The organism is Geobacillus sp. BMUD, from assembly GCF_013096845.1.
Lineage (GTDB): Bacteria > Bacillota > Bacilli > Bacillales > Anoxybacillaceae > Geobacillus > Geobacillus vulcani.
On sequence record NZ_SDLA01000006.1, the window covers coordinates 136,837 to 154,508 of the forward strand.

A 17,672-nucleotide genomic window follows, 5' to 3' on the forward strand; every position below is an offset into this window, starting at 1 on the left:
TTTCAGCCAAGAAACCCCCGCTTCAACACCACAGGCATACGAAGGGAAATGATTCCCCCTTCTCTTTGGCCCGCCACAAAAAAAACCGCCCATTGGGCGGGAAAACAAAACGGAAGCGCCGCTAGCGCCCGAATACAAACAAAACGATGAAAACAGAAACAATAAAGCTGAGAATGTCGGCCAAAATGCCGACTTTTAACGCATCACCCATTTTTTTGACGCCAACGGCGCCAAAATAGACGGTGAGCACGTAAAGCGTCGTCTCCGTACTGCCTTGGATCGTAGAGGCAAGGCGGCCGATGAACGAATCCGGGCCATACGTGGCAATCAAATCGGTCGTCATGCCGAGCGCCGCCGTGCCGGAAATCGTGCGAAGAGCCGCCAGCGGAACGATCTCAGCCGGCAGTCCAATGGCATCAGCCAGCGGCTTGATCACTTCCATCATGGCATCAAGAGCCCCTGAGGCGCGGAAAATGGCGACCGACACCAACATGCCGACCAAATAAGGGATGAGCGAAAACGCGATCTCGATCCCTTCCTTGCCGCCTTCCACAAACGCTTCGTACGTCGGCACTTTCTTTGCTGTACCGTAAAGCAAAATAAAAGCAATGAGCGCAGGGATCAACCAAACGGAAAGAAGTTGGACGATGGCCATTATGGCTTCCTGCCTTTCCGCATCCGTTTCCAATAATAGTACCGGTCAATTAGTACCGCCCCAATCGTCGAAATCGTTGAGGCAACGATCGTCGTCCCAATGATCTCGCCCGGCGCCGCTGAACCGTACGTCATGCGGATCGAGATGACGGTCGCTGGAATGAGCGTAATGCTTGATGTGTTAATGGCCAAAAATGTCACCATCGATCGGCTCGCCTCGTCACGGCCGCCATTGAGCTTTTTTAGCTGTTCCATCGCCTTGATGCCCATCGGCGTCGCCGCATTGCCAAGGCCGAACATGTTGGCGACCATATTCGAGACGATATAGCCGAGCGCGGGATGACCGAGCGGCACCTCCGGAAACAGGCGGCGCACAAGCGGCATAAACAGACGCGCCGCTTTGTCAAGCAAGCCGGCGCGTTCAGCGATCGCCATCAATCCGAGCCAAAACACTAAAATGCTGATCATGCCGATGCTGATCGTCACCGCCTCTTTGGCGCTTTCAAACACTGCTTTGTTCACTTCATCCATCGTTCCGTTGACTGCCGCAAAGACAATGCCGATGACTGCCATCATCACCCAAATGAGATTAACCATCGCTTCTCACACCTAAAAAGCGAAATGCTTGCCATAAAAGCCCTCGGCCGCTTCCTTCCTTTCCCGGTTCATACAACAACGGCACCGAATCAACCGCCTTTTGATGCAAATAAAGCACCGCCTTCCCGACCTCTGTCGGCGCTTGCTCTGGGTATTTTTCCCATTTCTTGCGCGGCTTCAGCAAATACACTTTCACTCGCAGCCCGTTCTCCTCTTTATCGGTCACCGGATATTGCAAATCGCGGACCGCCTGTAGCCGCCCGCGGTAAAATGGATCAGAAATTTTGTCGACCACCCGCTCGCTGCTCACTTTGGCGATGTGATAATGGGAAAATCCATACTCGTACATAGCGATATGGTCATTCCAATCGTCCGGTGCATCCAATGTCACAGCGATCAAATCGATGCCTCCTTTGGACGCTGTCGTCACCAGCGTGCGGTGCGCCCGTTTCGTATAGCCGGTTTTGCCCCCGGTGCAATATTCGTAAAGACTGGTCAACAACTTGTTTTTATTCCGCCACACACGCGCGCCGTCTTCGCCAGGCGGAGCGGGGGCGCGGTACACCTTCGTCCCCGAGATGCGGCGAAACTCTTTATTTTTCATCGCATATTGCATAAGCAACGCCATATCATAGGCAGTCGAATAATGGTTTTCCGCATCGTCGAGTCCATGCGGATTGGCAAACTCGGTATCACGCATCCCGATTTCAGCCGCTTTTTGGTTCATTAAAAAAACAAACCCTTCAACGCTGCCGCCAACATGTTCCGCGATGGCAACCGCCGCATCGTTGCCGGAACGAAGCATCAGCCCATATACCAAATCGCGCAGTTTGATTTTTTCCCCTTCGCGCAAGTAAATCGACGACCCTTCGGTCCGGACAGCGCGGGCGCTGACCTTCACTGTGTCGTCCATCTTCCCCGATTCAATCGCCAAAATGGCCGTCATAATTTTCGTAATGCTGGCGATGCGCCGTTTTGTATAGGCATCCTTGGCAAACAAAACCCGCCCGGAATGCTGCTCTATCAAAATCGCGCTTTTTGCGCTCACTCCATCCATAGCACGCATCCGCTCTGGAACAAATGCCATGATCCCCGCAGCGAGTGCAAGAATAAGCGCAATGAGCCGCTTCTGCTTATTCATCTCATATCGGCGAGGATCCCCCCTCCTTGAAGGAGCGAGGAGGAATCGCCTGTTCCTCCTTTCCGATTAGGCTGAACGGGCCGCAGCCAAAGAAACGTCGCAGCGGAAACAGGCTGAACCCCAAAGCCGCGTTTTGTACAAGTGTATGCCTCGATGGGACAAATATGATGAAAAAATGTCGTTGCAAGGGGGGACAGCCTTCCGCTCTGGCGCTTGTTCTGGGCGCGTTGATGACATTTTCCCTGCAAAGAGAAAGCCGCTCCCCGAAACGGTGGACAGGTGTCCTGCTTGATCTGTACAGATTCCATTTACAGCTTTACCATTTGCAGCTTTTACCGAGGATTGGATTGACTGTCGAGCGACCGAACAACGCCGCTTCCAGACCCATCGATGGGTCTGTGAAGCAGGCGGTGGTTCGGTCTTCCATCACGCCTTGGCGTGACGAAGGCAAGCCACAGGCTTGCTTCGACAGTCGAAAATGGACAAACCGCTTTTCCGTCAAGGATCTGTTCCACTTCTTCGTTGCATCTATATGCAGCGCCTCCTCTCCCCAACAAAAAAAACGGGCAGGGGGTCCCCCCAGCCCGTTTAAAACGGCTGCCAACGAAGCTTCCGCGCCTCATGAAAGCGCTCCTCGACGTTGCGCCAGTTGACGACGTTCCACCAATGCTCGATGTACGCCGCCCGATCATTTTTGTATTGCAAATAGTAGGCATGTTCCCACACATCAAGCACAAGAAGCGGGATCACATCCCATTGCGCCATGAGCTGGTGTTTTTCCGCCTGCAAAATTTCCAGCCGGTGCGCTCGCGGCGCCCAAACGAGCAACGCCCAACCGACCCCTTCGGCGCTTTTCGCCGCTTCAGTGAAATGACGGCGAAAGGCGGCAAAACTGCCAAAATCGCGCTCGATTTGCGCCCTCAGGTCCCCACGCGGCTCGCCGCCGCCCTCTGGATGCATGTTGTACCAAAAGATGGTATGCAAATAATGCCCGGAGCCGTGGAACGCCGCTTCCCTCTCCCAATGTTTCAACAGATCAAAATTGTTCGTCCGGCGCGCCTCGGCCATCATCCGCTCCGCCTGATTGAGACCGTCGACATAGCTTTGATGATGCTTCGTATGGTGTAGGCGCATGATTTCTTCGGAAATATGCGGCTCGAGCGCATCATAACGATACGGCAGCGGCGGCAAGACATGACGGCCGGGCGCCACTTGTTGACGCGGCTCACCGCTGTCGTCTGCATCCACCCAGCGCTGCTTTCCATCGGTCACGTCGTCCGCTTGGCCCGGCTCGCCGTCAGCGATATCAGGCAACGAGTCGGAGAACTCCACCATAAAAGCCGGCTCTTGGCCGTCCTCAATCCGCTCCGCCGTCCCGCTGGTGTCAAGCCATCCGTCTTCGTTCTCTTTATTTTCACCCTCCGGCTCAGGCAACACCGATTCCCCTTTGACTTGTTCTTGCGTCGCCTCTTCTTCCCGCTCGGCAGTTGACGAATCAGCCAGGCGCATGGCCCGCGTATATACGTCATCGACAAGACGCTGAAGTTCGTAAATCGCTTCTTCGGTCCATTCATCGCCGTGTCCATCGATGTACGCCAACAGAGATGAAAGCCCGACATCCTCAGTCGTCCTGCGCGCAGACAGCGCCTGCTCAACTTGTCTTCCCCACGCAGCCGCTTCCATCACATATTGGCGAAGCGCACCGACATACACATCATCGGCAAGGCGCTGAAGCTCGCGGACAGCCTCTTCCGTCCACTCGCCATCCTGCTCGGCAATAAACTCGAGCAACGACGAAGCGCCCTCCGTGCTCGCCCCACGCAAAGCGAGCGTCTCCTTGACTTGATTTCCCCATTCGTTCACCCTAGCCGCGTATTCGGCGAACAACACCTGATCATCCATTTGGTAAAAACCTCCTCCTGTTTTGTTCGCCATATCGTATGCTTTCATGGGCAAATCGTTCTTGTCCGCATTCACCCAAATTTCCAGCTACACATACATATAAGAGCGAGGTCAGTCATCATTGAGGAAAGACAACGAAAATTGAACTTGAGATGGCCATTTTCCAAAGCTTTTTGCATGAGCTTGAAGACATGGAACTGAACCAAGAAGTGCTCGGCGTGCTGTCGCCGCTGATGGCTGACCATATGGCGCACGAAGAATGCTACTACTTGCAAAAGCTGGAGGAAACAACCGGCGAAGTGAAGCCGCCGGCGTGCGATCCGGCAAAGCCGCGCACACAATAGTCCATAAGAAAAGCGGTTCGCCCGAAGGAACCGCTTTTTCTTGAACGTATAGCAGCTTGAGCAGCCATTCCACGCGGCCCTTGATCGGCCACGCAAAGAACCGCCCCCGCTTTCGTTTCGCTACGAGGCTCACTCCGGCAGGCGGCATGTGCCGGTTTCCGCCCATTCACCGACGAGCGCCTGCAGCGTTTTGGCGTCTATCTCAACAAAATAACGGCGCAATTCCTCTTCATCATGAATATAAACGCGCTTTCGCTGCCGATACAACGGATTTTTCCATAAACAGACAAGAGCAATGATGTCGCGCAAATGAATGTCGCGCCCGTTAGCCGTAAACAGAGGATCGCTTTCATACGGCAGCAAATCAAGCAGCGCCCCCTCAAAATGGCGCAAATACAACACAGACAGCGTCCGCTCTTCGCCCCCGTCGCGGTACGTGACTTCCGAGCGGTTGAAATAGTCTTCAAACGTGTTCGATTGCGACTTTTGCAGCTCTTCACCGTACAGGCGGCAAACGTTCATGAGCGCTCTCCTTCCCGATCAGCCGTTTTTCTTTAGTTTACCATATTCCGGCTGCTTGTCGCTCAAATTTTCTGCCAATTTTTCGAAAAATAAATCTGCTTCCCGCTCGGATTCGCCATCAGCCGTCCATTCCGGCAGCGGCGGCAGCTCCTCAAGCGTTTTTAGCCCGAAATAATCGAGAAATTCCGGGGTTGTCCCGTACAAAATCGGCCGCCCGGTTCCTTCGGCGCGACCGACTTCCTTAATAAGCGCCCGCGCCATGAGCGTCTGCAACGGTTTGTCGCTTTTTACGCCGCGAATTTCCTCAATTTCCGCGCGCGTAATCGGCTGGCGGTATGCGATAATGGCAAGCGTCTCAAGCGCCGCCTGCGATAGCGGCGACGCCCCCGGCGCCTCGACCAACTTTTTTAAGTACGGAGCGTGCTCTTTTTTCGTCGCCAGCAGAAACACGCCGGCCAGCTCCATCAGTTGGATGCCGCGTTCTTCGCGGCGGTAGTCTTCCTGCAGTTCAGCGATCACCGCCTTTGCTTCCAGCTCGCTGACTTCCAATACAGCAGCAATTTGCGAAAGCGACAGTCCTTCGTCACCGGCAGCAAACAACAGCGCTTCTACAATCGCCTTTGCCGGCTTGAGCACGCCGGCGCCGCCCGTTTTTCCCGTTCCGTTTTGTTCCATCGCCCTTCTGCCGCGCCAAACCCGTTGGCGCTCCTCCTCCTTTCTTCCTGTTTTCGTCGTTTCCCAAGCCTTCTCCTCCCAATGTGAGTCAACTCTCCGTCTTATCATGGCATGGGCAAACAAACAACAAAAGAAAAGCGGCCCGCCGCAGCAAACCGCCGCGGCCAAACCGCACCGCCTCAGCCGGTTGGTTTCACCGCAAGAAACAAATCGCTGAAATTCCGTTCTTGCTCAACGATAATTTCGCCTCGCTTCATCAACTCTAACATGGCCAAAAACGTTACGACGATATACGAACGATCGTAGGACGGAAACAGCTCGTAAAAGTTTTTCCGCCCGTTCGCCTGTTTTAGTTCATGCAAAATTTCCGCCATGCGCTGTTCGACGGAAAGATCTTGGCGGGCGATTTTCGCCCGCATCGGTTTTTGCAGTTTTTTGCGGCGCAACAGCTTTGACAAGGCGCCAAGCATATCATATACGTTCACATCAAGCGGCGCCGCCTTTTTCTCATCAACGTATCCACTTAAGTCGCTCGGCGGCTTTGTAAACAAAAGCGCCCGCTCCTCTTCGCGCCGCTTCAGTTCGCGCGCCGCCTCTTTAAACTTTTTATATTCAAGCAGCCGCTGCGTCAGCTCCTCACGCGGGTCGCCGTCATCGACCCACTCGATGTCGCCGTCGACAGCTTCCTCATTATTAGAGGACGGCAACAGCATTTTGCTTTTGATCGCCAGCAAGGTGGCCGCCATCACTAAATATTCGCTGGCGATATCCAACTCAAGCTCCTGCATAGCGTGAATGTACGCCATATACTGCTCCGTAATTTGCGCGACCGGAATATCGTAAATATCGATTTCATAGCGGTTGATCAAATGCAAAAGCAGATCAAGCGGCCCTTCAAACGCTTCGATTTTGACGTTGTACGGCAATTGCACATCCATCCCACCATTTTTCCAGAGCCACCGTCCGGCTCGTCCCCAGCTGCAATATATTTATTGTATCATAACGAAGCGGCAAAGCGAACGGAAAACAGCTTTTTTTGCTCCGCAAGCCGCCAAAGTCGTATAATCGAAGGAGAGCCGTCCGTTCTCACATGACGCGCCCGTTTTTGAAAGGAATGATGGCCAATGTACCCAAAAGCATATATCGAGTATTTAATCCATTTCCATAGCGACCGCGATTACTTTGAATGTCACGAAATTTTGGAGGAACATTGGAAACAAGACGGTCGAAAAAAAGGTTGGCTTGTGCTCATTCAAACGGCAGTCGCTTTTTACCATTACCGGCGCGGCAACGTCTCGGGAGCGCTGCGCCTCATTCGACGGGCGCGGGCGCTGCTTGACGAAGCGCAAGAGATGATCCGGCGGCTCGGCCTCGATGAGGAGGCGCTCGCCCGCTTGCTCGACGAAACGGCTCAGCGGATCGCCCGCGGCGAACCGTACGAAAGCGTCGAACTGCCGATTCGTGATCGTTCCCTTTACGAGCAATGCCAGGCTGCCTGCACCCATCGGCAGCTCGTTTGGGGACAAGCAAGCGACTTAGCCAACCTTGATCTTGTAGATAAACACCGGCGACGCGACCGCTCCGACATCATCGCCACACGCGAACAAAAAAAGCGGGCCAAAGCGGAAGGGGATGGCTTTTCTCCCCCTCCGCCGCCCGCCTGAACGCAACATCGCGTTCGATTCGCTATTCGTTGCATGCATGGCATTTATCAAAAAACGAGGCAGTCCATTCGTTGGCGCACAATCGGCGACCCGGGTACGCCTCTTTCAATGCCTTGACCATCTGTTTTCCGATTCCCTGATGGCGGTATGACGGATTGACGCTGATGTGCTGGATTTCCACAACATCGGGAGCGCGCAGCAGGACGCCGATAATGCCGACGATGTCATCCCCTTCTTTCCATAAAAACAGCTGCCAATCGCTGTTCGTTTCATACTGTTTCATCGTCTGCTGCAGCCGTTTCAGATCTTTTTCCGTCGGCATAAACGACAGCAGCCCCATGGCGATTTTCTCGTAATTTTTTCGGTAACGGATTAACATAAAAATCCCTCATTATCGACAAGCGCTTTTCCGAAATGGAAAAGTTTTTGTCATTTTCTCTATACGTATTATAAACATTCTCACCGATATTGTGAACCATTTCATGCCTTTTTACGCAAATTACGCAAGCGCCCGCAGAACATTCGCCATTTCGATCGCCGAAACCGCCGCTTCCCATCCTTTATTGCCCGCTTTTGTGCCGGCTCGTTCAATGGCTTGTTCGATCGTATCGGTCGTCAAAACGCCGAAAATAACCGGAATGCCGCTAGAAAGCGCCGCGTGGGAAACGCCTTTGGCCGCCTCGCTGCAGACGTAGTCAAAATGGCTCGTCGCCCCACGGATGACAGCGCCAAGCGTAATGACAGCGTCAAACTGCTTCGATTCGGCCATTTTTTTCGCCACAAGCGGGATTTCAAATGCACCGGGCACCCAGGCGACCGTGATGTCATGGTCGCTCACGCCATGGCGCGTCAAGCCGTCGATCGCCCCTGACAAAAGCTTACCGGTGATGAACTCATTAAACCGGGAGACGACGATGCCGATTTTCAACCCGGTGCCGACTAAATTTCCTTCAATGACACGCATGTTCATTGTTCCTCCCATCATCAAAAATGAAGCATATGCCCTAATTTTTCATGTTTCGTGCGCAAATATTTCTCATTTTCCTTTTTCGCTGGCATCTCGAGCGGCACCCGTTCAACTACTTCGAGTCCATGCCCTTTCAAACCGGCGATTTTGCGCGGATTGTTCGTGAGCAGGCGCATTTTCGTTACACCGAGATCTTTCAAAATTTGCGCCCCGATGCCATAATCGCGCAAATCAGCTGGAAAGCCGAGCTTTTCGTTCGCCTCGACTGTGTCATAGCCTTGCTCCTGCAGCTTGTAAGCGCGCAACTTGTTCATAAGGCCGATGCCGCGCCCTTCTTGGCGCATGTACAGCAACACCCCGCGCCCTTCTGCTTCGATTTGCCTGAGCGCCGCATGCAGCTGCGGACCGCAGTCGCACCGGTACGAACCAAATACGTCGCCGGTTAAGCATTCGGAATGGACGCGCACCAAGATCGGCTCATCCGGGGTGATCTCTCCTTTGACAAGCGCCACATGCTCTTTCCCATCAAGCACGTTCGTGTAGCCGATGGCCCGAAATTCGCCGAATTCGGTCGGCAGCCAAACATCCACCTCCCGTTTCACCAGCTTTTCCCGCTGGCTCCGATAGGCGATCAAATCCTTGATCGTGATCATTTTCAACCCAAACTGGTCGGCCATGCGCCGTAAATCAGGAACACGCGCCATCGTTCCATCCTCTTTAATGATTTCGCAAATGACGCCGGCCGGCTTCGCGCCGCACAACCGAGCCAAATCGACCGCCGCTTCCGTATGGCCGGCGCGCCGAAGAACGCCGCCCTTTTTCGCAATCAATGGAAAAATGTGTCCAGGCCGTCTAAAGTCGCTTGCTTTGACATTCGGGTCGAGCAGCGCCTGAATCGTCGCCGCCCGTTCATAGGCGCTGATTCCTGTCGTCGTCGTTTTGTAGTCAATGCTGACAGTAAACGCTGTGCCGTGCGCGTCGGTGTTATGGGTGACCATCGGCTCCAAATCAAGGCGCGCCGCCAGCTCCTCCGTAATCGGCACGCAGACGAGCCCGCGGCCATGAGTAATCATAAAGTTAATGACATCCGGCGTCGCTTTTTCGGCCAGCGCGACAAAATCGCCTTCATTTTCGCGGTCTTCGTCATCGCAAACGATGATCACTTCGCCGTTTTTCAGCGCTGAAAGCGCCGCTTCAATCGTGTCAAACATCCAGCTTGCCCCCTTTTTCCTCTTATTTATAGCCGTGTTGCTCCAAAAATTCGATCGTCAATTTGGAGGGCGGCATTGCTTTCGCGGTGAGGAAAGCGGCGACGTACTTGCCGATCATGTCGCACTCGATATTGACGAGATCACCCGGCCGCTTTTCGCCTAAAATCGTCGCCTCGCGCGTATGAGGAATGAGTGAAACGATGAACGTGCGCTCGCTCAGGCCGAAAATCGTCAGGCTTGTCCCGTCGACAGCGACCGACCCTTTCTCAATCATATAGGCGCGCAGTGAGGTCGGCACTTCGATTTCATAGTAGACGGCGTTTGCTTTCGGCCACTGCCGGATGATGCGTCCGACGCCGTCCACATGCCCAGTGACGAAATGGCCGCCAAACCGTCCTCCGGCCGCCATCGCCCGCTCCAAATTCACCTTCGATCCCGGCTTTAATGTCTTTAGCGCCGTCGCTTTCACCGTCTCCGGCATGACATCGACCGTAAACTGCCGTTCGGTGAACGATGTGACAGTCAAGCAGACACCGTTGACGGCGATGCTGTCGCCAAGGCGCACATCTTCGAGCACCCGCTTGGCGCCGATCGTCATCACGATGGCGTCGCCGGTTTGCTTCATTTGTTCGATCGTGCCGATCTCTTCAATAATGCCCGTGAACACAACGATTCCCCCTTCCGTTTCGGCGCGGCGACGATTTTAATATCCGGGCCGATCGTCTCGATGCAGCGGATGTCAAGCTCCATCGATTCAGAAAGCCGAGCGAAACCAAGGCCTCCGACCGGCGTCGGCGCCCCGCAGCCGCCGATCAGCTTCGGAGCGATATAAGCGATGACCTCATTGACCACTCCCGCGCGGAGGAAGCTGTCATGAACACGCGAGCCGCCCTCGACAAACAGCGACATCACTTTCTGCTCGCCAAGCAGACGAAGCACATCGCAGACATCGATCCGCTCCGTCGGCATCGAAAATACGCGCACTCCGAAGCGCTCGTATGCCGCTATCTGTTCCCGACTGACGCCGCTGCCGGTGATGATCCACGTTTCTGCCTCCTTGTCAGCGACGACATGGGCATCAAGCGGCGTATGCAATGTTGTATCCAAAACGATGCGCAACGGGTTTTTCCGCGTTTCCCCAAGACGGACGGTCAGCTTCGGGTTGTCGGTCAAAACGGTGTTGACGCCGACCAAAATGGCATCATGCCGGGCGCGGAGGCGATGCACGTCTTCGCGCGCCGCTTCGGACGTAATCCATTTGCTTTCCCCCGTCGCCGTCGCGATTTTGCCGTCGAGGCTGCACGCGAACTTCAATGTCACAAACGGCGTTTTCGTTGCGATATAGTGGAAAAACATCCGATTCAGTTCGTCTGCTTCGTCTTTTAATACGCCGATATCAACGTCAATGCCTGCTTGGCGCAGCTTGGCAATCCCTTTTCCAGCGACAAGCGGATTCGGGTCGGTCGTGGCAACGACGACGCGACGGACGCCGGCTTGGATGAGCAAATCGGCGCATGGCGGCGTTTTTCCATAATGGCTGCACGGCTCCAGCGTCACGTACACCGTCGCGCCGCGCGCCTTCTCACCGGCCATGCGGATCGCATAGACTTCAGCGTGCGGCTCACCCGCTTTCAAATGAGCGCCAAGCCCAACGACCGTCCCACCGTTGACAACGACCGCGCCAACGGCAGGATTGGGGGACGTTTGCCCCACTCCGGCTTTGGCCACCTCGAGTGCAAGCCGCATATAATGTTCATCGTTATGCACGACATTCCCCCCTTAACGATCAAAACCCCCAGGAATCCCCCCGGGGGTTTTATTGTTGTTGAGAGAATGGCCAATGATGCGCAAAACAAACACATGTTCGTTATCCAAGTTATACCGGCCGGTCGGAAGCAAAAGATACTGCCATGCCTAGTCGGCCGACAGACGCTGCCCATGCGGTCTGAACAGGCCGAAAACAGCCGCGCGCATATTGGCATCCTTCTCCCATCCAGACTATACTGTCGGCTCCGGAATCGCACCGGATCCTGCCTTTCGGCTCGCGGGCTGAGGGACGGAAAGCCCCATCACCGCCGGTCGGGAATTTCACCCTGCCCCGAAGGATGCATTGCTATATTCATTATGCTCATTATACCACATTTCACAGCAAGACATCATCAATTGGCAATCCATATAGATGCCATTTGAAGCGTTACCATTTGCAGCTTTTGCCGAGGACGGGATCGACTGTCGAAAATGGACAAACCGCTTTTCCGTCAAGGATATGTTACATCTTCGTAGCATCTATACAAATCCAATATGCTGCTCCCCACAACAGGCTGGCCGCCAGCAAAAAGAAAAACAAACGCCAGTTGTTTCGAACAATCCGATCATCCTCGCTCATGCGCTGTTTACGGTTCATCAAACACTTTCACTTCCTTCATCACATCGCCGTTTTTCATCGCCTTGACCACATCCATGCCGAATGTTACTTGGCCAAAAACGGTGTGCACCCCGTCTAAGTGCGGCTGCGGTTCGTGGACGATGAAAAACTGGCAGCTCCCAGTGTCGCGGCCGCGGTGCGCCATTGACATCGCCCCAGCAACGTGACGGTGGGGATTGTTGTCCGTCTCGCACGGGATCGTATACCCGGCATCGCCCGTTCCGTTGCCGCGTGGACATCCTCCTTGGCTGACAAATCCAGGGATGACGCGATGAAACGTCAACCCGTTATAAAATCCTTCATTCGCCAGTTTTTCAAAATTGGCGACTGTGATTGGCGCTTCATTCGGAAACAGCTCAAACTCTATTTTTCCTCCATTTTCCATTAAAATATATCCTTTTTTCGCCACAAGCATTCAGCTCCTTTTGGACATCACAGCTGCTTTTATCATACCATGGTTGCCAAGTGAAACAAAAGAAAAAATGTCTTTTCCAATTCGTGCGTCGCCTGACCGCGTCGCGTTTTTCCGATAGCCAAGCAGGCTAGCGTACGGTATAATGATAATGCATTTTTCGTAAATAGGAGGCGAGTGATGTGAAACGAGCGATCGCTTCATCGCTGCTGGCAGCGGTGCTGCTGGCATCTCCGGGCATCGCAGCGGCCGATGCCGCTCCGGGCGACGTCATTGTCACACTTGGTGAAAACTTAACCAATGAACAAAAACAAAAAGTGCTTGAGGAAATGAAAGCGCCGGACGGGGCACAGACGGTCACCGTCTCGAATGCTGAAGAACATAAATATTTGGACGGACTCATTCCGAAAGCGCAAATCGGCACGCGCGCCATCTCATCGTCGATGATCACGATAAAAGAGCCCGGCTCGGGGCTTCATGTCGAAACGCACAACATCACATGGGTGACGAAAGAGATGTATACAAACGCCTTGATCACCGCAGGGGTGAAAGATGCCGATATTTACATCACCGCCCCATTCCCGGTTTCCGGCACCGCAGCGCTGACGGGGCTGATGAAGGCGTATGAAATTTCCTCGGACCAAGCCATCCCTGATGATGTCAAAAAAGTGGCGAACGAGGAAATGGTGCAGACGGCGAAGCTCGCCGATTCGATCGGCGCGGACAAAGCGGTCGCCCTGCTGGCGAAAATCAAACAAGAAATCGCCAACCACCCGCCGAAGACAGATGCAGATTTGCGCGCTTTGATTGAAAAAATCGCCAACGACCTTGGCATTACGCTGAGCGAGAATGAAATCAACAGCCTTATTTCTCTCTTTCATAAAATGCAAAACGCCGACATCAACTGGGATCAAGTCAACGACCAGTTGAGCAAAGCGAAAGAACAGCTGTCGGCGTTTTTGCGGTCAGAAGAAGGGAAAACGTTCATTCAAAACCTTATCGACATCTTCAAAGAAATTTGGAACGCGATCAAATCGGCATTTTCTTCAAATCAACAATAAAAGAAAGCAGGCGCCCAAAAAGCAACGGGCGCCTTGTTTTGGTGAAGTCCGTTCTCTTTTCAACCGGCGGCCTTCACTTTTTCACTTTCGTTTTCAAAGGCAAATCATGTTGGATCAAATCTTCATATGTCTCTCGTTTCACAACGAGCTGGGCATCGCCGTTTTCAACGAACACAACGGCTGGGCGCGGCAGACGGTTGTAGTTGTTCGCCATCGAGTAACCGTACGCGCCGGTGCAAAAAACAGCCAAATAATCGCCCGGCTTCGCCTCCGGCAACGCAAGATCCCAAATGAGCATATCCCCCGACTCGCAGCACTTCCCAGCGATTGACACGACTTCCGTCCGTTCATCCAACACTCGATTGGCCAACACAGCTTCGTATTTTGCCCCGTAGAGTGCAGGCCGAATGTTGTCGCTCATGCCGCCGTCAACGGCAATATAGGTGCGGACGTCGGGCACCTCTTTGCGCGAACCGATCGTATAAATCGTCGTTCCAGCATCACCCACGAGCGACCGGCCCGGCTCGATCCAAATTTCTGGCAACGGCAAGCGGCAAGCTTCGGCCTGTCTTTTCACCTCTTCCACGATGCAGTCGACGTACGCTGTCACCGGAATCGGGTCGTCTTCCTCCGTATAGCGGATGCCAAAGCCGCCACCAAGATTGACGACCGAAGGGATAAACCCGTACGCTCTGTTCCACTCAGCCAGCTTGGCAAACACTTTTTGCGCCGCAAGCACAAACCCAGCTGTTTCAAAAATTTGCGAGCCGATATGGCAATGAACACCGAGCAGCTGAAACGCAGCCGACGCCATGACGCGCCGGAACGCTTCATCCGCCTGACCGTTGTTTAAGTCAAAGCCGAACTTTGAATCTTCCTGTCCAGTTAAAATATAATCGTGTGTATGCGCCTCAACCCCCGGCGTGACGCGGAGCAAAACCGGCACCGTTCGGCCGAATGACTCCGCCAACCCTTCAATCAGCTCGAGCTCGTAAAAGTTGTCGGCAACGATGCAGCCGATGCCGTGTTCAAGCGCCATCGCCAATTCGTCGCGGCTTTTGTTGTTTCCATGAAAGTGGATGCGCTCAGGCGGAAAGCCGGCCGCGAGCGCCGTATACAACTCACCGCCTGAAACGACGTCAAGCGACAGTCCCTCCTCAGCGGCCAACTGCACGATGGCGACGGTGGAAAACGCCTTGCTGGCATACGCGACTTGCGCCCGCACGCCGCGGCGTCGGAACGCTTCTTTAAACGCGCGCGCCCGCGCGCGGATCAACGCAACGTCATAAATATAAAGCGGCGTTCCATACGTTTTGGCCAACTCGACCACATCGACGCCGCCGATTTCCAAATGTCCCTGTTCATTGACTCGGCTTGTCCCGTGAAAAAACATCGCAAACCCCTCATTCCTCTATCGAAATCGCACGGCAAAAGCAAAAAAGACAGTTTGCAAAATCGGCAACTGCCTTTACAAAATGGAAAACCGCAGGGCGCCATCGGCTCTGCCTTGAAACGGAAGGCCGCACACCCGCCCATTCCGCCCGTGCAAACGTGCTTGCACGGAGGCAATGTCATCAGTGCAAGCAATTAAATATAACTTATCATAATTATACAAAAGTTGCAATAGCGCTAAAACGAAAAAAGCGACCGCCAATAGATGGAAGCGGCCGCTTCCAAGTGGATCGTTCTTGTCATGATGGTTGTTTTTGCCGGTCTTGCGGGTGAACAATGCTCGGACGCACTCTCGCTCCGGCGACCGAACGGCGGACAACAATTTGCATAAATGCCGCTGGATCAAACGGGATGAACGGCCATAAGTACGGCGTATTAAGCGAGCGGATGCTGGTCAGCCAAAGCAAATAAACGGTCGTGCCAATGACGAGCCCGGGCACTTTAAACAAGGCGACAAGAATGACTAATGCCAATCGAGAAATCTTATTTGCCACGCTCAACTCATAGCTTGGCGTCGCAAAGGACCCGATCGCCGCCACCGAAATGTACAAGATCACTTCCGGCACAAACAACCCTACATCGATGGCGATTTGTCCGATCAAGACAGCGGCAATTAAACCCATCGCGGTTGATAGCGGCGTTGGGGTATGAATGGCTGCCATCCGCAAAAACTCGATTCCAAAATCAGCGAGCAAAATTTGCACAATGATCGGGATGTTCGTTTGTTTGTTCGGCCCAATAAACGCCCACGATTCGGGCAGCAACGACGGCTCAAGGACGAACAGCACCCACAGCGGCAGCAAAAACAACGACGTCAAAATGCCTAAAAACCGCACCCAGCGCACAAACGTCCCGACCGCTGGCGACTGCCGGTATTCCTCGGCATGCTGGACGTGGTGAAAAAAGGTTGTCGGCGTGATGATGACGCTTGGCGATGTGTCGACCATAATGAGCACGTGCCCTTCAAGCAAGTGCGTCGCTGCTACATCCGGCCTTTCGGTGTAACGGACGAGCGGGTACGGGTTGTATCCTTGCTTGACTAAAAACTCTTCGACTGTTTTGTCGCCCATTGTCAATCCGTCGACGTTGATTTGCTGCAACTCTTTCTTGACGAGTTCAACAAGCCCCGGGTCAGCGACGTCTTTAATATAGGCGATGCATACGTCCGTTTTCGACCGCTCGCCGACTTGCAAAATTTCAAAACGCAGCCGCTCGTCGCGGATGCGGCGGCGGGTGAGCGCCGTGTTGACAATAATGTTTTCAACATACCCGTCGCGAGCGCCGCGCACAACTTTTTCCGTATCCGGCTCTTGCGGCTGACGACCCGGATAACTGCGGACGTCGACAGCAAATCCAGTCGATTCACCTTCAATCAAGACGATGATCAAGCCCGACAGCAGCTTGTCAACCGCTTCGTCGAGGCTCGTCACCGGACTGACTTGCTGATGGACGAGCCGATTTTCGATGATCTGCCACGCTTGGGACGCCTGGCGTTCATCATCGTTGACGCGCACAATTTGTTTTAACAATTCGATAATGTATTGTGTGTCGCATAAACCGTTGCAGTAGTAAATATGTACTTCCCGGTTTAGGACATGGATTTTCCGCACGCCTAAATCAAAGCTTGTCCCGACGCCGATCCGCTGTTGCAAAAAATTCGCGTTGTCAACGAGCCGTTTCGCGATCGGCGCTTTCGGTTTCTTTTCTTTTTCCGGCATGGCCATCACTCCTTTCGAGAATTAACTCGACCGCCCTGCGCGTAATCGGCGCTCCGTATTTCGCATGGTCGCGGTATCCCATTTTGCCGATGTCGCCGATGCCAACGATGAGCGGAATGTTCAGCCGATCAAGGCAGTAGACGGTATCGCCATTGATCCGCCCGATCTCGAGGTCCCGGACGCCTTCTTTATCGACCCCATATTCAGTCATCACACCGTCACGGTCGACGCTCACATGCACTTTTGTCCATTCATGCTGGTGCGTATTGGAGGCAACCGCCAGCGCCCCGAGCACTTCGATTTGCTCATGCGTCGCCACATAGCGAAGCGCCTGCTCTCCGGCCCCCTCCCCGAGGGCGCCGCAATCGTCAAACATGACAAACACTGGATCGTACGGCGTTTGCAAAATGAGCTCAACCAACTGTTCGCCGCTCAGTTTCGTCGGATTACCTTGCGAACGGGAAATGCAACGGCCGCCGATCTCCGCGGCGACCCGCTCAATCGCCCGGCAGGCAAACTCGTCCCCATCCGTTACTAAAATGACTCGTCGTTTTTCCATCATCTCTACCCTTTCGGTTTGCAAGTAAGCGCCGCGGCTAACGAGCCGGCCACGATAAAAGCGAACAAGGCACCGGCAAATCGGAACACCGCTGCTCCGGTTTCCACAAATCCCTCTGGCCGCGGTTCTGCCATGGCCCCTTTCGCCAACCAATACCCAAATCCGCATAGCGGCATCGTCGCCCCGGCGCCAGCCCAAGCGACGAATGAATCATAGACGCCGCTAAAGCCAAGAAGCACGCCAAGGACGACAAGCGAACCAGCGACGCCAGCCGGCGTCCATTTGCCGCGGTCGATGATGAGCTGAACGATGGCGCACAGCAGCCCGCCGGCGAGAAAGGCGCGGACGTATTCCATATCACATTCCCT

The 17,672-nt window shown here is 54.0% G+C and carries 20 protein-coding genes, 1 pseudogene and 1 riboswitch; of the genes and pseudogenes, 3 read left to right on the top strand and 18 right to left on the bottom strand.

The genetic code is table 11. The features are described 5' to 3' along the window. Positions 1 to 121 precede the first annotated feature (121 nt). From ETC05_RS09245 to ETC05_RS09260, 4 genes are all read right to left on the bottom strand, one after another. Positions 122 to 655: a spore maturation protein gene (locus tag ETC05_RS09245; protein WP_031408548.1), complete on the bottom strand. Its 534-nt coding sequence runs from the start codon at positions 653 to 655 to the stop codon at positions 122 to 124. Beyond that, a complete protein-coding gene (locus ETC05_RS09250) occupies positions 655 to 1,251 on the bottom strand; it encodes a nucleoside recognition domain-containing protein (protein WP_031408546.1) in 597 nt (198 codons plus the stop codon). Before ETC05_RS09250 ends, ETC05_RS09245 begins: the two co-directional genes overlap by 1 nt. Continuing rightward, a complete protein-coding gene (locus ETC05_RS09255; protein ID WP_031408544.1) occupies positions 1,244 to 2,392 on the bottom strand; it encodes a D-alanyl-D-alanine carboxypeptidase family protein in 1,149 nt (382 codons plus the stop codon). The genes ETC05_RS09250 and ETC05_RS09255 overlap by 8 nt, the downstream gene beginning before the upstream one ends. A gap of 588 nt (positions 2,393 to 2,980) precedes the next feature. Further along, positions 2,981 to 4,294 (bottom strand): superoxide dismutase, encoded by a 1,314-nt coding sequence (locus ETC05_RS09260; RefSeq protein ID WP_171660869.1) that lies wholly within the window; start codon positions 4,292 to 4,294, stop codon positions 2,981 to 2,983. Between the two features lie 140 nt (positions 4,295 to 4,434). Between ETC05_RS09260 and ETC05_RS09265 the strand changes: the two are divergent. Continuing rightward, positions 4,435 to 4,638: pseudogene (locus tag ETC05_RS09265) on the top strand (DUF2935 domain-containing protein); the annotation flags it as partial. A gap of 129 nt (positions 4,639 to 4,767) precedes the next feature. Here the strand turns inward: ETC05_RS09265 and ETC05_RS09270 are convergent. From ETC05_RS09270 to ETC05_RS09280, 3 genes are all read right to left on the bottom strand, one after another. Beyond that, complete coding sequence (locus ETC05_RS09270) at positions 4,768 to 5,160, bottom strand: hypothetical protein (RefSeq protein WP_031408538.1); 393 nt, start codon at positions 5,158 to 5,160, stop codon at positions 4,768 to 4,770. 18 nt (positions 5,161 to 5,178) lie between these two features. After that, entirely contained in the window at positions 5,179 to 5,835 is a 657-nt protein-coding gene (scpB, locus tag ETC05_RS09275; RefSeq protein ID WP_171660870.1) for an SMC-Scp complex subunit ScpB, read from the bottom strand. Between the two features lie 179 nt (positions 5,836 to 6,014). Continuing rightward, on the bottom strand, positions 6,015 to 6,773 hold the full coding sequence (locus ETC05_RS09280; RefSeq protein ID WP_171660871.1) for a segregation/condensation protein A: 759 nt from the start codon (positions 6,771 to 6,773) through the stop codon (positions 6,015 to 6,017). A gap of 186 nt (positions 6,774 to 6,959) precedes the next feature. On the opposite strand from ETC05_RS09280, the gene ETC05_RS09285 reads away from it, so the two are divergent. Then, positions 6,960 to 7,499, top strand: a complete 540-nt coding sequence (locus ETC05_RS09285; protein ID WP_031408532.1) for a DUF309 domain-containing protein — start codon at positions 6,960 to 6,962, stop codon at positions 7,497 to 7,499. Between the two features lie 22 nt (positions 7,500 to 7,521). Here the strand turns inward: ETC05_RS09285 and ETC05_RS09290 are convergent, their stop codons facing one another. From ETC05_RS09290 to ETC05_RS09320, 7 genes are all read right to left on the bottom strand, one after another. Continuing rightward, positions 7,522 to 7,878: a GNAT family N-acetyltransferase gene (locus ETC05_RS09290; protein ID WP_031408530.1), complete on the bottom strand. Its 357-nt coding sequence runs from the start codon at positions 7,876 to 7,878 to the stop codon at positions 7,522 to 7,524. A 120-nt stretch (positions 7,879 to 7,998) separates the two neighbouring features. Continuing rightward, positions 7,999 to 8,463, bottom strand: coding sequence for a 6,7-dimethyl-8-ribityllumazine synthase (gene ribH / locus ETC05_RS09295; RefSeq protein WP_031408528.1), 465 nt, complete (start codon positions 8,461 to 8,463; stop codon positions 7,999 to 8,001). A gap of 20 nt (positions 8,464 to 8,483) precedes the next feature. Beyond that, complete coding sequence (locus tag ETC05_RS09300; RefSeq protein WP_031408526.1) at positions 8,484 to 9,677, bottom strand: bifunctional 3,4-dihydroxy-2-butanone-4-phosphate synthase/GTP cyclohydrolase II; 1,194 nt, start codon at positions 9,675 to 9,677, stop codon at positions 8,484 to 8,486. A 22-nt stretch (positions 9,678 to 9,699) separates the two neighbouring features. Continuing rightward, positions 9,700 to 10,344 (bottom strand): riboflavin synthase, encoded by a 645-nt coding sequence (ribE, locus tag ETC05_RS09305; RefSeq protein WP_031410595.1) that lies wholly within the window; start codon positions 10,342 to 10,344, stop codon positions 9,700 to 9,702. Continuing rightward, positions 10,299 to 11,444, bottom strand: coding sequence for a bifunctional diaminohydroxyphosphoribosylaminopyrimidine deaminase/5-amino-6-(5-phosphoribosylamino)uracil reductase RibD (gene ribD / locus ETC05_RS09310; RefSeq protein ID WP_171660872.1), 1,146 nt, complete (start codon positions 11,442 to 11,444; stop codon positions 10,299 to 10,301). The genes ribE and ribD overlap by 46 nt, the downstream gene beginning before the upstream one ends. A 210-nt stretch (positions 11,445 to 11,654) precedes the next feature. Then, positions 11,655 to 11,787, bottom strand: a riboswitch (FMN riboswitch). 159 nt (positions 11,788 to 11,946) lie between these two features. Further along, on the bottom strand, positions 11,947 to 12,084 hold the full coding sequence (locus ETC05_RS09315) for a hypothetical protein (RefSeq protein WP_171660873.1): 138 nt from the start codon (positions 12,082 to 12,084) through the stop codon (positions 11,947 to 11,949). Continuing rightward, a complete protein-coding gene (locus tag ETC05_RS09320; RefSeq protein ID WP_031408522.1) occupies positions 12,071 to 12,511 on the bottom strand; it encodes a peptidylprolyl isomerase in 441 nt (146 codons plus the stop codon). The genes ETC05_RS09315 and ETC05_RS09320 overlap by 14 nt, the downstream gene beginning before the upstream one ends. A gap of 185 nt (positions 12,512 to 12,696) precedes the next feature. Here ETC05_RS09320 and ETC05_RS09325 point away from each other — a divergent pair, with 185 nt between their 5' ends. Beyond that, entirely contained in the window at positions 12,697 to 13,575 is an 879-nt protein-coding gene (locus tag ETC05_RS09325; RefSeq protein WP_171660874.1) for a DUF1002 domain-containing protein, read from the top strand. Between the two features lie 73 nt (positions 13,576 to 13,648). On the opposite strand, the gene lysA is transcribed toward ETC05_RS09325, so the two are convergent. The 4 genes from lysA to ETC05_RS09345 all read right to left on the bottom strand — a co-directional run bounded on the left by lysA (position 13,649) and on the right by ETC05_RS09345 (position 17,660). After that, positions 13,649 to 14,968 carry a diaminopimelate decarboxylase gene (lysA, locus tag ETC05_RS09330; RefSeq protein WP_031408518.1) on the bottom strand — a complete coding sequence of 440 codons (1,320 nt, stop codon included), beginning with the start codon at positions 14,966 to 14,968 and terminating at the stop codon, positions 13,649 to 13,651. A 298-nt stretch (positions 14,969 to 15,266) separates the two neighbouring features. Beyond that, on the bottom strand, positions 15,267 to 16,745 hold the full coding sequence (locus ETC05_RS09335) for a spore germination protein (protein WP_031408515.1): 1,479 nt from the start codon (positions 16,743 to 16,745) through the stop codon (positions 15,267 to 15,269). Further along, on the bottom strand, positions 16,693 to 17,304 hold the full coding sequence (gene spoVAEA / locus ETC05_RS09340) for a stage V sporulation protein SpoVABEA (protein WP_305792248.1): 612 nt from the start codon (positions 17,302 to 17,304) through the stop codon (positions 16,693 to 16,695). Before spoVAEA ends, ETC05_RS09335 begins: the two co-directional genes overlap by 53 nt. A gap of 5 nt (positions 17,305 to 17,309) precedes the next feature. Next, entirely contained in the window at positions 17,310 to 17,660 is a 351-nt protein-coding gene (locus ETC05_RS09345; protein WP_031408511.1) for a SpoVA/SpoVAEb family sporulation membrane protein, read from the bottom strand. Positions 17,661 to 17,672 lie beyond the last annotated feature (12 nt).

Excerpts from the sequence above, each read along its gene's own strand:
- ETC05_RS09245 (WP_031408548.1), bottom strand. The coding sequence starts at position 655 with ATGGCCATCGTCCAACTTCTTTCCGTTTGGTTGATCCCTGCGCTCATT.
- ETC05_RS09250 (WP_031408546.1), bottom strand. The coding sequence starts at position 1,251 with ATGGTTAATCTCATTTGGGTGATGATGGCAGTCATCGGCATTGTCTTT.
- ETC05_RS09255 (WP_031408544.1), bottom strand. The coding sequence starts at position 2,392 with ATGAATAAGCAGAAGCGGCTCATTGCGCTTATTCTTGCACTCGCTGCG.
- ETC05_RS09260 (WP_171660869.1), bottom strand. The coding sequence starts at position 4,294 with ATGGATGATCAGGTGTTGTTCGCCGAATACGCGGCTAGGGTGAACGAA.
- ETC05_RS09270 (WP_031408538.1), bottom strand. The coding sequence starts at position 5,160 with ATGAACGTTTGCCGCCTGTACGGTGAAGAGCTGCAAAAGTCGCAATCG.
- scpB (WP_171660870.1), bottom strand. The coding sequence starts at position 5,835 with ATGGAACAAAACGGAACGGGAAAAACGGGCGGCGCCGGCGTGCTCAAG.
- ETC05_RS09280 (WP_171660871.1), bottom strand. The coding sequence starts at position 6,773 with ATGGATGTGCAATTGCCGTACAACGTCAAAATCGAAGCGTTTGAAGGG.
- ETC05_RS09285 (WP_031408532.1), top strand. The coding sequence starts at position 6,960 with ATGTACCCAAAAGCATATATCGAGTATTTAATCCATTTCCATAGCGAC.
- ETC05_RS09290 (WP_031408530.1), bottom strand. The coding sequence starts at position 7,878 with ATGTTAATCCGTTACCGAAAAAATTACGAGAAAATCGCCATGGGGCTG.
- ribH (WP_031408528.1), bottom strand. The coding sequence starts at position 8,463 with ATGCGTGTCATTGAAGGAAATTTAGTCGGCACCGGGTTGAAAATCGGC.
- ETC05_RS09300 (WP_031408526.1), bottom strand. The coding sequence starts at position 9,677 with ATGTTTGACACGATTGAAGCGGCGCTTTCAGCGCTGAAAAACGGCGAA.
- lysA (WP_031408518.1), bottom strand. The coding sequence starts at position 14,968 with ATGTTTTTTCACGGGACAAGCCGAGTCAATGAACAGGGACATTTGGAA.
- ETC05_RS09335 (WP_031408515.1), bottom strand. The coding sequence starts at position 16,745 with ATGCCGGAAAAAGAAAAGAAACCGAAAGCGCCGATCGCGAAACGGCTC.
- spoVAEA (WP_305792248.1), bottom strand. The coding sequence starts at position 17,304 with ATGGAAAAACGACGAGTCATTTTAGTAACGGATGGGGACGAGTTTGCC.
- ETC05_RS09345 (WP_031408511.1), bottom strand. The coding sequence starts at position 17,660 with ATGGAATACGTCCGCGCCTTTCTCGCCGGCGGGCTGCTGTGCGCCATC.